General features: G+C 72.8%; 10 protein-coding genes. 7 read left to right on the top strand and 3 right to left on the bottom strand.

Translation table 11 applies throughout. The annotated features are described in order from the left end of the window. Positions 1 to 2: 2 nt before the first annotated feature. On the bottom strand, positions 3 to 2,579 hold the full coding sequence (glgP, locus tag QWY28_RS15430) for an alpha-glucan family phosphorylase (RefSeq protein WP_300953449.1): 2,577 nt from the start codon (positions 2,577 to 2,579) through the stop codon (positions 3 to 5). A 170-nt stretch (positions 2,580 to 2,749) separates the two neighbouring features. On the opposite strand from glgP, the gene QWY28_RS15425 reads away from it, so the two are divergent. Genes QWY28_RS15425 through QWY28_RS15400 form a run of 6 tightly spaced genes read left to right on the top strand, consistent with a single transcriptional unit; the run spans position 2,750 to position 12,333 of the window. After that, positions 2,750 to 4,738: an alpha-1,4-glucan--maltose-1-phosphate maltosyltransferase gene (locus QWY28_RS15425; protein WP_300953448.1), complete on the top strand. Its 1,989-nt coding sequence runs from the start codon at positions 2,750 to 2,752 to the stop codon at positions 4,736 to 4,738. Between the two features lie 56 nt (positions 4,739 to 4,794). Continuing rightward, on the top strand, positions 4,795 to 6,519 hold the full coding sequence (gene treS, locus QWY28_RS15420; protein ID WP_300953540.1) for a maltose alpha-D-glucosyltransferase: 1,725 nt from the start codon (positions 4,795 to 4,797) through the stop codon (positions 6,517 to 6,519). Next, positions 6,516 to 7,961 carry a maltokinase N-terminal cap-like domain-containing protein gene (locus tag QWY28_RS15415; protein ID WP_300953447.1) on the top strand — a complete coding sequence of 482 codons (1,446 nt, stop codon included), beginning with the start codon at positions 6,516 to 6,518 and terminating at the stop codon, positions 7,959 to 7,961. The genes treS and QWY28_RS15415 overlap by 4 nt, the downstream gene beginning before the upstream one ends. Then, positions 7,958 to 10,177 carry a 1,4-alpha-glucan branching protein GlgB gene (gene glgB / locus QWY28_RS15410; RefSeq protein WP_300953446.1) on the top strand — a complete coding sequence of 740 codons (2,220 nt, stop codon included), beginning with the start codon at positions 7,958 to 7,960 and terminating at the stop codon, positions 10,175 to 10,177. Before QWY28_RS15415 ends, glgB begins: the two co-directional genes overlap by 4 nt. A 57-nt stretch (positions 10,178 to 10,234) precedes the next feature. Beyond that, positions 10,235 to 11,518 (top strand): acetamidase/formamidase family protein, encoded by a 1,284-nt coding sequence (locus tag QWY28_RS15405; RefSeq protein ID WP_300953445.1) that lies wholly within the window; start codon positions 10,235 to 10,237, stop codon positions 11,516 to 11,518. A 56-nt stretch (positions 11,519 to 11,574) separates the two neighbouring features. Further along, complete coding sequence (locus QWY28_RS15400) at positions 11,575 to 12,333, top strand: NUDIX hydrolase (RefSeq protein WP_300953444.1); 759 nt, start codon at positions 11,575 to 11,577, stop codon at positions 12,331 to 12,333. Positions 12,334 to 12,342: 9 nt separating this feature from the next. Here the strand turns inward: QWY28_RS15400 and QWY28_RS15395 are convergent, their stop codons facing one another. Beyond that, positions 12,343 to 13,275, bottom strand: coding sequence for an EamA family transporter (locus QWY28_RS15395; RefSeq protein WP_300953443.1), 933 nt, complete (start codon positions 13,273 to 13,275; stop codon positions 12,343 to 12,345). A gap of 73 nt (positions 13,276 to 13,348) precedes the next feature. Between QWY28_RS15395 and QWY28_RS15390 the strand changes: the two genes are divergently transcribed. Next, entirely contained in the window at positions 13,349 to 14,236 is an 888-nt protein-coding gene (locus QWY28_RS15390; protein ID WP_300953442.1) for a LysR family transcriptional regulator, read from the top strand. A 132-nt stretch (positions 14,237 to 14,368) separates the two neighbouring features. On the opposite strand, the gene QWY28_RS15385 is transcribed toward QWY28_RS15390, so the two are convergent. Further along, positions 14,369 to 15,325: a co-chaperone YbbN gene (locus QWY28_RS15385; protein WP_300953441.1), complete on the bottom strand. Its 957-nt coding sequence runs from the start codon at positions 15,323 to 15,325 to the stop codon at positions 14,369 to 14,371. Positions 15,326 to 15,328 lie beyond the last annotated feature (3 nt).

The raw sequence follows: 15,328 nt of genomic DNA, 5'->3' as shown, positions 1-15,328 counted from the left end.
CGCTAGGCCGGGAGCGCCACGACGCCGAGCTCGGCGGCGGAGACCAGCAGCTCGTTGCGCGGGACGACGCGGACGGTGTAGCCGAACGCGCCGGAGTGGTCGAGGGTGACGTCGCCGTCGAAGCGGTGCCGACCAGCCTCGTAGCTCTCCACGAGCGCCAGCTCGGTCACCGCGGTGTCGCGCAGCTCGTCCTCGCTGGTGGTCCGCCCGTGCACGAGCTGCACCGCGACGTCGCCGGGCGCGAGGTCGCCGAGCGCGACGAACGCGCGCACCGACATCACCGCGCCCACCTCGGGGGCGTCGCCCACACCGCTGCTCTCGACGTGCTCGACGCGCACGCCCGGCCAGCCGCCGCGGACGCGGCGCTTCCAACCCGCGAGCTCGGCGGCGCCGGCGTAGTCGTCGTTGAGCCGGCGGGCGTTGACCGAGGCCGGGACGTAGAGCTGCTGGGTGTAGTCGCGGACCATCCGGGTCGCCAGCACCTTGGGGCCGAGCGACTTCAAGGTGTGCCGCAGCATCTCGAGCCACCGGGTCGGCACGCCCTCCTCGTCGACGTCGTAGAAGCGCGGCGCGACCTCGTTCTCGATGAGGTCGTAGAGCGCGGCGGCCTCGAGGTCGTCGCGCTTGTCGGTGTCCTCGACGCCGTCGGCGGACGGGATGGCCCAGCCGTTCTCGCCGTCGTACCACTCGTCCCACCAGCCGTCGAGGATGGAGAGGTTCAGCCCACCGTTGAGCGCGGCCTTCATGCCCGAGGTGCCGCACGCCTCGTAGGGGCGCAGGGGGTTGTTGAGCCACACGTCGCAGCCCGGGTAGAGCGGCTGCGCCATCGCGATGTCGTAGTTGGGCAGGTAGGCGATGCGGTGGCGCACCTGCGGGTCGTCGGCCAGCTGGACGATCGCCTGGATCAGCTTCTTGCCGCCGTCGTCGGCCGGGTGCGCCTTGCCGGCCATCACCAGCTGCACCGGCCGGTCGGGGTCGGTCAGCAGCCGCTTGAGCCGGGCCGGGTCGCGCAGCAGCAGGGTCAGTCGCTTGTACGACGCGGCGCGGCGCGCGAACCCGATGGTCAGCACGTCCGGGTCGAGCGCGGAGTCGATCCACCCGAGCTCCGCCCGGGCGTGGCCGCGCTTCTCGTAGGAACGCTGCATCCGCCGGCGGGCGTCCGCGACGAGCCGCTCGCGCAGCTGCCGCTTGACGTCCCAGATCCGCCGGCCGGGGATCTTGTCGGCCGCGGTCCAGAAGCTGTCGAGGTCGTCGGGGTCGGCGCCCACCTCACCGGCGAGCTCGAAGACCTCGCGGGCCACCCAGGTCGGGGCGTGCACGCCGTTGGTGATCGACCCGATCGGCACCTCGGCCTCGTCGAAGGCAGGCCAGAGGCCGTTGAACATCTCGCGGCTGACGTGCCCGTGGAGCTGGGAGACGCCGTTGGCGCGCTGGGCGAGCCGGAAGCCCATGACCGCCATGTTGAACACCGAGCCGTCGCCGCCCTCGTAGTCCTCGGCACCGAGCGCGAGGATCCGGTCGACCGGGACGCCGGGGACGGGGCCGGCGTCGGAGAGGTACTGCTCGACGAGCGTCCGGGGGAACCGGTCGATGCCGGCCGGCACCGGCGTGTGCGTGGTGAACACCGTCGAGGCGCGACCCACCTCGAGGGCGGTGTCGAAGTCCAGCCGCGGGCCGCCGTCCTCGACGGTGAGCTCGCGGATCCGCTCCAGGCCGAGGAAGCCGGCGTGGCCCTCGTTGGTGTGGAAGACCTCGGGCGCAGGGTGACCGGTGATCCGGGAGTAGGCACGTAGTGCGCGCACACCACCGATGCCGAGCAGCAGCTCCTGGCGCAGCCGGTGCTCGGAGTTGCCGCCGTACAACCGGTCGGTGACCCCGACGTAGTGCTCGGGGTTCTCCTCGACGTCGGTGTCGAGCATCAGCAGCGGGACCCGGCCGACGCTGGCGACCCACACCCGGGCGACCAGGTCGGGGCCGTCGGGCATCGCGAGCGAGATCGTCGCGCGGGAGCCGTCGGCCTCGCGCAGCAGCGAGATGGGCAGCTCGTCGGGGTCGAGGACGGGGTAGGTCTCCTGCTGCCAGCCCTCGCGGGAGAGCGACTGCTTGAAGTAGCCGTGCTTGTAGAGCAGGCCGACGCCGACGATCGGCACACCGAGGTCGCTGGCCGCCTTGAGGTGGTCGCCGGCGAGGATGCCGAGGCCGCCGGAGTACTGCGGCAGCACCGCGGTGATGCCGAACTCCGGGGAGAAGTAGGCGATCGAGGACGGGCCGCCGGCGGGTCCGCGCCGTTGGTACCAGCGGTCCTCGGTCAGGTAGGTCTGCAGGTCGGCCCGGGCTGCGGCCAGCGCGTGCAGGAAGCCCTGGTCGCCCGCGAGCTCGTCGAGCCGGGCGCGGCCGACCGAGCCGAGCAGCTTGACCGGGTCACGCCCGGTCGAGTGCCACAGCGAGGGGTCGACGCGTTCGAAGACGTCCTGGGTCTCGGGGTGCCAGGACCAGCGCAGGTTCCCGGCGAGCTCGCCGAGCGCTGCGAGCGCGGGCGGGAGGACGGGACGGACGGTGAATCGACGGATGGCGCGCACGGAGCCGACGCTAGCGAGATTCTTTGAACGTTCCAACCGTTTCGGGCCGATCCGTTCGGCTCGAGCCGACGTGGGTACATGCCCCCCGAAGCCAAAGCCCTCGGGCACCGCCCGCACACCGCGGCGGCACGACTTGCGTGCCCGCCGCGACCCGCCACTAGGTTGGAGAAATGGTCGGACGCATCCCCGTCATGAACGTCATGCCCGTGGTCGACCTCGGTCGGCAGCCGGCCAAGGCGACCGTCGGCGAGCCCCTGCCCGTCCGCGCGACGGTCTTCCGCGAGGGGCACGACAAGCTGGGCGCCGAGGTCGTCCTCACCGACCCGTCGGGCACCCGCCGGCCCCCCGTGCGGATGACCAAGCACGCCGAGGTGCCCGACCGGTACGACGCGTGGGTCACGCCCGACGCGGGCGGCGCGTGGACCTTCGAGGTCCAGGCCTGGTCCGACCCGGTCGCGACGTGGCAGCACGCCGCGGGGCTGAAGATCCCCGCCGGCGTCGACACCGAGCTGATGTTCACCGAGGGCCGCCTGCTCCTCGAGCGCGTCCGCGGCGACCTCGACGGCCAGGACACCGCCGCCCGCCAGGTCGTGGACGCGGCCATCGAGGCCTGCACCGACACCTCGCGCCCCGAGGCGGCCCGGCTCGCGGTGCTCCAGTCCCCCGAGCTCGACGCCGTCCTCCTGGCCCACCCGCTGCGCGAGCTGGTGACCGTCGAGGGCCCCTACCCCCTCTACGCGGACCGCGAGCGGGCGCTCTTCGGCAGCTGGTACGAGTTCTTCCCGCGCTCGGAGGGGGCCACCCAGGACCCGGCGACCGGCACGGTCACCACCGGCACCTTCCGCACGGCCGCGAAGCGCCTCGACGCGGTCGCCGCGATGGGCTTCGATGTCATCTACCTCCCGCCGATCCACCCGATCGGCGAGGTGAACCGCAAGGGCCCGAACAACACCCTGACCCCGGGGCCCGACGACCCCGGCTCGCCGTGGGCGATCGGCTCCAAGCACGGCGGCCACGACGCGGTGCACCCCGACCTCGGGACGCTCGAGGACTTCGACGCCTTCGTCGGCCGCGCCCGCGAGCTCGGCCTCGAGGTCGCCCTCGACCTGGCCCTCCAGGCCGCGCCCGACCACCCCTGGGTCACCGAGCACCCGGAGTTCTTCACCACGCGTGCCGACGGCACGATCGCGTTCGCGGAGAACCCGCCCAAGAAGTACCAGGACATCTACCCGATCAACTTCGACAACGACCCGAGCGGGATCTGCCGCGAGGTGCTCCGCGTCGTCAAGCACTGGATGGCCCACGGGGTGCGGATCTTCCGCGTCGACAACCCCCACACCAAGCCGGTCGCGTTCTGGGAGTGGCTGCTCAAGGAGGTGCGCCGCACCGACCCCGACGTGCTGTTCCTCTCCGAGGCCTTCACCCGCCCGGCGATGATGCGCGGCCTCGGCTCGGTCGGCTTCCACCAGAGCTACACCTACTTCACCTGGCGCACCGCCAAGTGGGAGATCGAGGAGTACCTCCGCGAGCTGGCGAGCGAGTCCGACCACGTCATGCGGCCGAACTTCTTCGTCAACACCCCCGACATCCTCCACGCCTACCTGCAGTACGGCGGCCCGGCGGCGTTCAAGGTCCGCGCAGCGCTGGCGGCCACCGGGTCCCCCAGCTGGGGCGTGTACGCCGGGTACGAGCTCTACGAGCACGTCGCGGTCAAGCCCGGCAGCGAGGAGTACCTCGACTCCGAGAAGTACCAGATCCGGGTCCGCGACTGGGACGCCGCCGAGCGCGAGGGCCGCACGCTCGCGCCGTACCTCACCCGGCTCAACGAGGTCCGCCGCCAGCACCGGGCGCTGCAGCTGCTGCGCAACGTGGTCATCCACTCCACCGACGACGAGAACGTGCTCGCCTTCAGCAAGCACGCGGTCGCGGCCGACGGCACCCCCGACGACGTGATCGTGGTGATCAACCTCGACCCCCACGCCACGCGGGAGACGACGGTCCACCTCGACCTGCCCGCGATGGGCATGGACTGGGGCGAGTCGTTCGCCGTCCACGACGAGATCACCGGCGACGCCTGGAGCTGGTCGCAGCACAACTACGTCCGGCTCGACCCCTACCACGAGCCCGCGCACGTCCTGACCGTGAGGAGGACCCGGTGACCGACGCCCCGACGAGCACGCCGGAGCAGACCGACCCGTCCCAGCACCTGAGCCCGATGGGCCAGGCCCCCGAGGGGGACCCGTTCCCCGACGACACCGCGCGCCAGCCCGACTGGTTCAAGACCGCGGTCTTCTACGAGGTGCTGGTCCGCTCGTTCCGCGACTCCAACGGGGACGGGACCGGCGACTTCCGCGGGCTGATCGAGAAGCTCGACTACCTCGAGTGGCTCGGCGTCGACTGCCTGTGGATCCCGCCGTTCTTCTCCTCGCCGCTGCGCGACGGCGGGTACGACGTCTCGGACTACACCAACATCCTCCCCGAGATCGGCACCGTCGAGGACTTCCACGAGTTCCTCGACGAGGCGCACAAGCGCGGCATCCGCGTGATCATCGACTTCGTCATGAACCACACCAGCGACCAGCACCCGTGGTTCCAGGCCAGCCGCGAGGACCCCGAGGGCCCCTACGGCGACTTCTACGTCTGGTCCGACACCGACGAGCTCTACCAAGAGGCGCGGATCATCTTCGTCGACACCGAGCCGTCGAACTGGACCTGGGACCCGGTCCGCCAGCAGTACTACTGGCACCGGTTCTTCTCCCACCAGCCCGACCTCAACTTCGACAACCCGAAGGTCCACGACGCGATCCTCGAGGCGATCGCGTTCTGGTTCGACATGGGCCTCGACGGCTTCCGCCTCGACGCCGTGCCCTACCTCTACGAGCGGCCGGGGACCAACGGCGAGAACCTCCCCGAGACCCACGAGTTCCTGCGCAAGGTCCGCCGGTACGTCGACAAGAACTACCCCGGCAAGGTGCTCCTGGCCGAGGCCAACCAGTGGCCCGCGGACGTCGTCGACTACTTCGGCGACTTCGAGTCCGGTGGCGACGAGTGCCACATGTGCTTCCACTTCCCGGTGATGCCGCGCATCTTCATGGCGGTGCGCCGCGAGTCGCGCTTCCCGATCTCGGAGATCCTCGAGCAGACGCCGCCGATCCCCCACGGCTGCCAGTGGGGCATCTTCCTGCGCAACCACGACGAGCTGACCCTCGAGATGGTCACCGACGAGGACCGCGACTACATGTGGAGCGAGTACGCCAAGGACCCGCGGATGAAGGCCAACATCGGCATCCGCCGGCGCCTGGCGCCCCTGCTCGACAACGACATCAACCAGATCGAGCTGTTCACCGCTCTGCTGCTCTCCCTGCCCGGCTCCCCTGTCCTGTACTACGGCGACGAGATCGGCATGGGCGACAACATCTGGCTCGGTGACCGCGACGGCGTCCGCACGCCGATGCAGTGGACCCCCGACCGCAACGCCGGCTTCTCCTCGGCCACGCCCGGCAAGCTGCACCTGCCGGCCATCCAGGACCCGGTCTACGGCTACCAGGCGGTCAACGTCGAGGCGCAGATGGAGAACACCTCCTCGCTGCTGCACTGGACCCGCCGGATGATCCAGGCCCGCCGCCACCACGCGGCGTTCGGGCTCGGGTCCTTCACCGACCTCGGCGGCTCGAACCCCTCGGTGCTGTCCTACGTGCGCGAGCACGCCCAGGACGGCGAGGACGACGTGATCCTGTGCGTCAACAACCTCTCCCGCTTCCCGCAGCCGGTCGAGCTGGACCTGCGGCGCTTCGAGGGGATGGTGCCGGTCGAGCTGCTCGGCGGCGTGCCGTTCCCCGCGATCGGCGAGCTCCCGTACCTGCTGACCATGACCGGCTACGGCTTCTACTGGTTCCGCCTCACCAGGCCGGAGAACGCCGAGGAGGGACAGCTGCTGTGAGCGACAACCCGCTGGACCGACCGACCGCCGACCACCTCGACCGCCAGGTCTTCGTCGAGTACCTCGAGAAGACCCGCTGGTTCGGGGGCAAGGGACGTCCCTTCGAGGTGACCGCCGTGCACCGCATCGGGCAGGTGCCCGGCTGCGTCGACGCCGGGCCCGCCGTCGTCGACCACCTCGTCGAGCTCACCTACGGCGACAGCGAGGGCGGCACCGAGACCTACCAGGTGCCGCTGGCGCTGTACGCCGAGGCCGAGACGCGCCTGGACCACGCCTTCATCGGGTGGTGGGAGGAGCCGGGCCTGGGCTGGGTGCACGCCTACGACGCCCTGCACGACCGCGAGGCGATGGCCTGCTGGCTCCGCTCGTTCGTCGCGGCGGCCGACTCCCCCGTCGCCGGGGCCACCGGGCTCACCTTCCACCGGCTGCCGGGCCACGACCTCGACCCCGAGGGCGTCGCCTCGCTGTTCACCGGCGAGCAGTCGAACTCCTCCGTCGCCTTCGGCGAGGACTCGATCATGAAGCTCTTCCGCAAGGTGACGGCGGGCGCGAACCCCGACGTCACCGTGCACGAGGCGCTGACCCGGGCCGGCTCGACCGACGTGGCCGCGCTCTACGGCTGGATGTCGTGGACCGACGCCGCCGGCGAGGAGTACCACCTGGCGATGCTGCAGCAGTTCCTGCGCACCGCCACCGACGGGTGGGACCTCGCGCTCACCAGCGTGCGCGACCTCTACGCCGAGGGCGACCTCCACGCCCACGAGGTCGGCGGTGACTTCGCCGGCGAGTCCGAGCGGCTCGGCCTGACCCTCAAGGAGGTGCACGCGCTGCTGCGCGAGCACTTCCCCGCCGAGCGACGGGGGCCCGAGGCGGTCCGCGCGCTCGCCGACGGCATGCGCACCCGGCTCGACGCCGCGCTGGAGGTCGTGCCCGAGCTCGCCCAGCACGCCGACGCCCTGCGCGCGACGTACGACGCGGTGGCGGCGCTCGACGGGGTCGACGTCCAGCACGTCCACGGCGACCTCCACCTCGGCCAGACCCTGCGCACCGCCAAGGGCTGGAAGATCGTCGACTTCGAGGGCGAGCCGGCCAAGCCGCTCGCCGAGCGCCTCGAGCCCGACAGCCCCTGGCGCGACGTCGCCGGGATGCTGCGCTCCTTCGACTACGCCCCGCGCGTGGTCGAGAAGCAGAGCGTCGACCTGAGCGAGGCCGACGCCGAGGCCGCCGCCCAGCTGGCCTACCGGGCCGAGGAGTGGGCCCACCGCAACCGCAACCACTTCCTGACGGCCTACGCCGACGGCGAGCCGAGCGAGGACGCGAAGGTCCTGCTGGCGGCGTACGTCGCCGACAAGGCCGTCTACGAGACCGTCTACGAGACCCGCAACCGGCCGGGCTGGGTGTCCATCCCGCTCGAGGCCGTCGCACGGATCGGAGCCTCATGACCACGCCCAGCACCCCCTCCCCCTCCCCCTCCCCCTCCGTCAAGGAGGTCGCCCGCGAGGAGCTCGACCTCCTCCTCGGCGGCGGGCACGGCGACCCGCACAGCGTGCTCGGCGCGCACCCCCACGAGGGCGGCGTGACCGTCCGCGTGCTCAAGCCGCTCGCCTCCAGCGTCACGGTGACCGGCGCGTGGGGCGAGACCCGCCTGGAGCACGAGTACGAGGGCTTCTGGGCCGGCGTGCTGCCGGTCGAGGACGTCCCGGACTACCGCGTGCACGTGGCCTACGACGGCGAGCCGGTCGAGGTCGACGACCCCTACCGCTTCCTGCCGACGCTCGGCGAGGTGGACCTCCACCTGATCAACGAGGGCCGACACGAGCAGCTGTGGACCGTGCTCGGCGCGCGGGTGCACCACTACGCCGGCGAGATCTCGGGAACGTCCTTCGCCGTGTGGGCGCCCTCGGCACGCGGCGTCCGGCTCAAGGGCTCCTTCAACAGCTGGGACGGCCGCGAGCACCCGATGCGGCAGCTCGGCAGCTCCGGTGTCTGGGAGCTCTTCGTGCCCGGCCTCGGCGCGGGCGCGGCCTACAAGTACGCCATCCTCGGCCAGGACGGCGAGTGGCGGGAGAAGGCCGACCCGCTGGCCGCCTGGTCCGAGCAGCCGCCGGCGACCTCCTCGCTGGTCTACGAGTCGACCCACGAGTGGGGCGACGACGCCTGGATGGCCGAGCGGCCCTCGAAGCGGCCGGTCGCCGAGGCGATGTCGGTCTACGAGATGCACCTGGCGTCGTGGAAGAAGCACCCCGACGGCCGCTTCTGGTCGTGGGCCGAGCTGGCCGACGACCTGCCGGCGTACCTCTCCGACCTGGGCTTCACCCACGTCGAGCTGATGCCGGTCATGCAGCACCCGTTCGGCGGCTCGTGGGGCTACCACGTGACGTCGTACTTCGCGCCGGACTCCCGCTTCGGCGACCCCGACGGCTTCAAGCTGCTCGTCGACCGGCTGCACCAGGCCGGCATCGGCGTCATCCTCGACTGGGTGCCGGGCCACTTCGCCACCGACGAGTGGGCGCTGGCGCGCTTCGACGGCACCCCGCTGTACGAGGACCCCAACCCCCAGCGCGGCTGGCACAAGGAGTGGGGCTCCCACATCTTCAACTTCGGCCGCAACGAGGTGCGCAACTTCCTCTACGCCAACGCGGTCTACTGGCTCGAGGAGTTCCACGCCGACGGCCTGCGCGTCGACGGCGTCGCCTCGATGCTCTACCTCGACTACTCCCGCGAGGAGGGCGAGTGGACGCCGAACAAGTACGGCGGCCGCGAGAACCTCGAGGCGGTGCAGTTCCTCCAGGAGATGAACGCGACCGTCTACAAGCGCGTCCCGGGCATCGTCACCATCGCCGAGGAGTCCACCTCCTGGCCCGGCGTGACCCGGCCGACCAGCGCCGACGGGCTCGGCTTCGGCTTCAAGTGGAACATGGGCTGGATGCACGACTCGCTGGGGTACGTCGCCCACGAGCCGGTCCACCGCGCCCACCACCACGGCGAGATGACCTTCTCGCTCGTCTACGCGTGGTCGGAGAACTACGTGCTGCCGATCAGCCACGACGAGGTCGTCCACGGCAAGGGCTCGCTGCTGCGCAAGATGCCCGGCGACCGCTGGCAGCAGCTGGCGAACCTCCGCGCCTACCTCGGCTTCATGTGGGCCCACCCCGGCAAGCAGCTGCTGTTCATGGGCGCCGAGCTCGGCCAGGAGTCGGAGTGGGCGGAGTCCCGCGAGCTCGACTGGTGGCTCATGGACCACCCCGAGCACCGCGGCGTGCACTCCCTGGTGCGCGACCTCAACCGGGTCTACACCGGCTCTCCCGCCCTGTGGGCCGCCGACCACGATCCCGCCGGCTTTCAGTGGATCGACGCCAACGACGCCGGGCGCAACACCTTCTCCTTCGTGCGCCGGGTGCCCGACGGCGACGACGCGCCGGAGCTGGTGTGCGTCGCGAACTTCTCGGCCGTGCCGCACGACGGCTACCGGCTCGCCCTGCCCGCCGAGGGGGTGTGGGAGGAGGTGCTCAACACCGACGCCGAGACCTACACCGGCTCCGGGGTGGGCAACCTCGGCGCGATCACCGCGGTCGCCGGCGAGCACCAGGGCCAGCCCGCGCACGCCGACATCGTGGTGCCGCCGCTCGCCACGGTCTGGTTCCGCCGCCAGGTGTAACCGGCCCGCAACGCGGGCGGAGCGTGGCGGGCACGCGGCGCTGGTGGGGTGCTCCGCATGGACACCTCACCCGCCGCCTCCTCCACCTCGACCCTCGCCTCCGCCCTGGCCCGCCGCGCCGTGCTGCGGGCGACCGCCGCCGGCGCGGTCGGGGCCGGCGCCGCGCTGACCGGGGCCGCCGGCTCCCCGGCGTACGCCGCACCCAGCAGCCGCGGCGTGGCGATCCTGCAGCCCGGGCAGGGCCGGATCCGCGGCCGCTACGTCCGCTCGCGCCCCGACGAGGTCTGGTGGGGCCACCTGCCCAACCGCACCGCGACCCCGGTCGCCGTCGTCGACTCCGGCTCGGTGGTCACCCTCGACACGATCTCCCACGAGGGGCTGCTCGAGGACCAGGGGAAGGACCCGCGGCAGTACTTCGAGACCTTCGGCGTGCCCGAGAAGCACGTGCTGCGGGACGCGGTGGCCGTCGCCGCGCGCTCCCCGCACGCCGGGCCCGGCCCGCACGTCGTCACCGGCCCGATCGCGGTGCGCGGCGCCGACCCCGGCGACGTGCTCAAGGTGGAGGTGCTCGCGCTGCCGCTGCGCGTGCCCTACGGCGTCATCTCCAACCGGCACGGCAAGGGCGCGCTGCCCGGCACCTACCCCGAGCAGTTCGTGGAGGACCCGGCCAACGCGGCCTACGTCAACGAGGGCGGCAACATCAGCGTCTTCGCCTCGGTCCGGCGCTCCTCGAAGCACGGCCTGCGCGCGCGGCTGCCCGGCGACGTACCCGTCGGGTTCGGGCTGTCGCCGTTCCTCGGCCTGATGGGCGTCGCGCGCGACACCGACGCGATGGTCGACTCCGTGCCCCCGACGTACGCCGGCGGCAACCTCGACATCAACGACCTCGTCGTCGGGACCACGCTCTACCTGCCGGTGCAGGTGGCCGGCGCGCTGTTCTTCGCCGGCGACCCGCACATGGCGCAGGGCGACGGCGAGGTGGCGCTCACCGCGATGGAGGGATCGCTGCGCGCCACGCTCCGGCTCTCGGTCGTCAAGGCCGGGAGCCGGCAGGTGCCGCAGCAGGCCTTCGACCACCCGTTCGCCGAGACCCCCGACTTCTGGGTGCCGATCGGGCTCTCGGACCCCGACGGCCCCGAGGGCGGCGCGAACGCCACCAGCCTGGACCTGGCGATGAAGGACGCCGTGCAGCAGGCGCTGGCGTTCCTCGTCGAGGAGAAGGGGATGCCCGGACCCGTGGCCTACGCCTACCTCTCCGCCGCGACCGACTTCCAGGTCTCCCAGGTCGTCGACCGGACCACGGGCATCCACGCGATGATCCGGAAGGCGGACTTCGGCTGAGCCGGCGCCGACCCGGTCGGCGGGGTCGGTCACCGGCCAGCCCCTAGGGTGATGCCGTGACCGACCAGCCGACGACCGTGACCACCGTCGCGGAGGGCGTCGCGCGGATCTCCTGGCTGCCCGACGAGCCCGTCGACGTCGTCCGCCGCGAGGTCGCCGAGGCCCTCACCACCCACGCCCGGGTCGAGGCCCTCGTCGACCCCGCCGACGAGACCGGCCAGCGCACCGCGACCTGGTCGGGCATGCGCCGCGAGGGGATCATGCGCGGGGTGACCGTCGACGGCGCGCCGGTCGACCGGATCCTCTACGCCCGGCTGGCCACCGACGTACCCACCTCGGAGCCGGAGGGCTTCCGGGCGCTGCTCAACTCCTTCCTGCCCCGCAAGCGCGCCATCGGCCAGATGCTCCTGCGCGACCCCGACGGCCGCGTGCTGCTGTGCCAGCTGACCTACAAGCAGGACTGGGACCTGCCCGGCGGGGTGGTCGAGGTCGGCGAGTCGCCGCAGACCGCGGTCGGCCGCGAGGTCGAGGAGGAGCTCGGGCTGCAGGTGCCGCCCGGTCCGCTGCTCCTGACCGACTGGCTGCCGCCGTGGAGCGGCTGGGACGACGCGCTGTGCCTGGTGTTCGACGGCGGCGTCCACGACGCCTCGATCACCGACCGGATCGTCAAGCAGGCCCGCGAGATCCGCTCCGCGGAGTTCTGCACCCTCGAGGAGGCCGACCGGCTCTGCGCGGACTTCACCGCCCGCCGGCTGCGCGCCGCCGTGGCGAACCTCGGCGGCGGGCCGGCGTACACCGAGTCCGGGCGCGGCTGACGCCCCTCCTCACCGCCTCGTGATGCTGAGCGTGCGCTCCGGCGCACGCTGGGCATCACGAGCCGCGACGGCGAGCGCCTGCGCCGGCCGGGGCGGTCGGCGCAGCGCGACCAGGACCCCGCCGACGAGCAGCGCGCCGCCGGTGCTCTCGGCCGCGTTGGGCGCCTGGCCGAGCAGCAGCCAGGCGGACGCTGTCGCCACGACCGGGGCGAGCAGCACCCACGGGACGACCGCGGCCGAGGGGTTGCGGGACAGCAGGGTGTTGAAGACCCCGTAGCCCACCAGCGAGGCCAGCCCGGCGGTGTAGAGGGTGGAGACGGCCGCCTGCCACCCGAAGGCGGCCAGCCCGTCCACGACGGCCGCGGGACCGTCGAGGAGGAGCGACAGCGCGAGGAGGGGCACGGGCACGACGACCGCGGACCACACGGTCAGGGCCAGCCCGCCCGGCGCGCCGGACGCGCGGGAGACGACGTTGCCGATGCCCCACGAGAGCGCGCCGAGCAGGCACAGGGCGAGGGCGGTCAGCGGCACGTGCCCGCCGCGGCCGGCCGCGACGACGACCAGCCCCAGGGCGCCGACCAGGACGCCGACGGTCTGCGCGCCGGTCGGCCGCTCGCGCAGCACCCCGGCGGCGATGACGATCGTGAAGACGACCTGCGCCTGGAGCACCAGCGCGGCGAGCCCGGGCGGCAGGCCGGCGGCCATGGCGAGGTACAGGAAGCCGAACTGGCCGAGCGACATCGTCGCCCCGACCAGCGCGAGGGTGCGCCACGGGACGGCGGGGCGCTGCACGAGGAACAGGGCCGGCACGAGCACGGCCACGAACCGCACGGCGCAGAACAGCAGCGGCGGGACCTCTCCCATCCCCCAGTCGATGACGACGAAGTTGAACCCCCACACCGTGGCGACGAGGGCGGCGAGGAGGCAGTCGCGGCGGGTCACGGGGTCCAGCCTCGACTGCTCGACCGTGAAGCACCAGCGATGCTTCCTACGCCGAACCCCGTAACCTCGCTTCATGATCGACCTCGCCGCGCTCTCGTCGCTCCGGGCCGTCGCCGCCCACGGCTCGGTCGTCGCCGCGGCCGAGGCGCTCGGGTTCACGCCGAGCGCGGTGTCCCAGCAGGTCAAGCGGCTCGAGCGGCAGACCGGCGTGCCGCTGCTCGAGCGCGTCGGCCGCGGCGTGGTGCTCTCCCGGCACGGCCGGCACCTCGTCGAGGCGGGCGGCCGCGTCCTGGCCGACCTCGAGGAGCTCGAGGCCGGGCTGCACCACGAGGCCGGCGCCGTCGCCGGGCGGCTGCGGATGACCGCGTTCTCGACCGCCGTGCGGGGCCTCGTCGCCCCACGGCTGCGGTTGCTCATCGACGAGCACCCCGACCTCGTGGTCACGCTGCACGAGTGCGAGCCGTGGGACACCGTCGACCTCGTGGCATCGGGACAGGCCGACATCGGGCTGGTCCACCGGTGGGGCGACGTACCCCTCGCGGTGCCCGAGCACCTCGTGGCCACGTCGGTCGCCACCGACGTCGCCGACGTGGTCGTGCACCGCGACCACGCACTGGCCGGTCGGGAGGTCGTGACCCCGCGCGACCTGGTCGACGAGGACTGGGTCGCGACCCCGGAGGGCACGATCTGCCGCCAGTGGCTGCACCGGATGTACGACGGAACCGGCCGGCTGCCGCGGATCGCGCACCAGTCGATGGAGTTCGACTCCCACCTGGCCCTCGTCCGCGCCCGCCTCGGCATCGCCCTGGTCCCCCGCCTGGGCCGTCAGCCGCTCGGGCCCGACCTCGTGGCCGTCCCCGCCGCCGAGCCCGTCCCCACCCGCGACGTCGCCGCCCTGCACCGCCGGAGCATGACCCAGTCCCCCGCCGTCGCCGCGGTGCTCGCCGCACTCCGCGACTGACCGACCCCGCGAGCGTTCGGGCGACAGTCCGAACCGCACGCCTTCGGCGAGGCGATCCAGGGCGCAGGTGTGGCGGACCATCCCGCCACCGAGCCGTCGCCCGGGCGGGGACAGCACCGACCTGGCGGAGCCTCAGAACAGCGCGGAGGCGAGCGCCTGGCGCCCGCGGATGACGCGGGGGTCGTCGTTGCCGACGGCGGCGAAGAGCCCGAGGAGGTGCTCGCGGGCGGCGTTGCGCTCGTCGCCGGCGGAGCGGCGGACCAGGTCGACCAGCCGGCGGAACGCGTCGTCGACGTGGCCGCCCAGCATGTCGAGGTCGGCGACGAGGGTCTGCGCCTCGACGTCGTCGGGGTTCGCGGCGGCCGCGGCGCGGGCCGCGTTGAGGTCGACGCCCTGGGTGCGCTGGAGCACCTTCGCCATCGCGAGGCCGGCGGCGGCCTCGGCGTCGGCGGGGTTGGCGTCGACGAGCTTCTGGTACTCCGCTACTGCGCGGTCGATGTCGCCCTCGCCGAGCGCGTCCTGCGCGGCGGCGTACCGCGGGTCGACCGGCGGCTCCTCGGCGTCGTCGGCGGCGGCACCGGCGGCGTGCATCGGCTGGTGCCGGCCGGTCATCCCCTGGGCGGTGAGCTGCTGCAACACCTGGGTGAGCGCGGCGCGCAGCTCCTCGATCGGGACGGCGTCCTGGAGCAGCGGCGCGGGCCGGCCGTCGAGCACGGCGACGACGAGCGGGATCGACGGGATCTGCATCGCCTGCGCGATCTGCGGCGCGGCGTCGATGTCGACGAGCCCGGCGAGGAAGCGGCCCTCGAACTCACCGGAGACCGTCGCGAGGTCGTCGGCGAGCTGCCCGCTCTCGGGCATCCGCGTGCGGGAGTAGAAGACGAGGAGCACCGGCGCGGTCATCGAGGCCTCGATGACGGTCTGGAAGTTCTGCTCCGTCACGCTCGTGGCGTACGACGACCCGCCGGCCGCTCCCGCGGGGGCCGCGCCACCGGGCGACGGCGGGGGGCTCGACGGTGCGGACGGGGCGGGTCGCTTCAACGCCGAGAGGTCGATGGCGCCCGGGCGCGAGAACGGCTGCTGCGTCATGCG

The organism is Nocardioides oceani, from assembly GCF_030412965.1.
In the GTDB taxonomy this organism is placed as follows: domain Bacteria; phylum Actinomycetota; class Actinomycetes; order Propionibacteriales; family Nocardioidaceae; genus Nocardioides; species Nocardioides oceani.
The sequence above is the reverse complement of the archived record's forward strand: the minus strand, read 5'-3'. Positions and strand labels throughout refer to the sequence as shown.

Bases quoted from the DNA above. Each gene is read 5' to 3' on its own strand.
- QWY28_RS15405 (WP_300953445.1), top strand. From the start codon at position 10,235: ATGGACACCTCACCCGCCGCCTCCTCCACCTCGACCCTCGCCTCCGCC.
- glgB (WP_300953446.1), top strand. From the start codon at position 7,958: ATGACCACGCCCAGCACCCCCTCCCCCTCCCCCTCCCCCTCCGTCAAG.
- treS (WP_300953540.1), top strand. From the start codon at position 4,795: ATGGGCCAGGCCCCCGAGGGGGACCCGTTCCCCGACGACACCGCGCGC.
- QWY28_RS15385 (WP_300953441.1), bottom strand. From the start codon at position 15,325: ATGACGCAGCAGCCGTTCTCGCGCCCGGGCGCCATCGACCTCTCGGCG.
- QWY28_RS15425 (WP_300953448.1), top strand. From the start codon at position 2,750: ATGGTCGGACGCATCCCCGTCATGAACGTCATGCCCGTGGTCGACCTC.
- QWY28_RS15390 (WP_300953442.1), top strand. From the start codon at position 13,349: ATGATCGACCTCGCCGCGCTCTCGTCGCTCCGGGCCGTCGCCGCCCAC.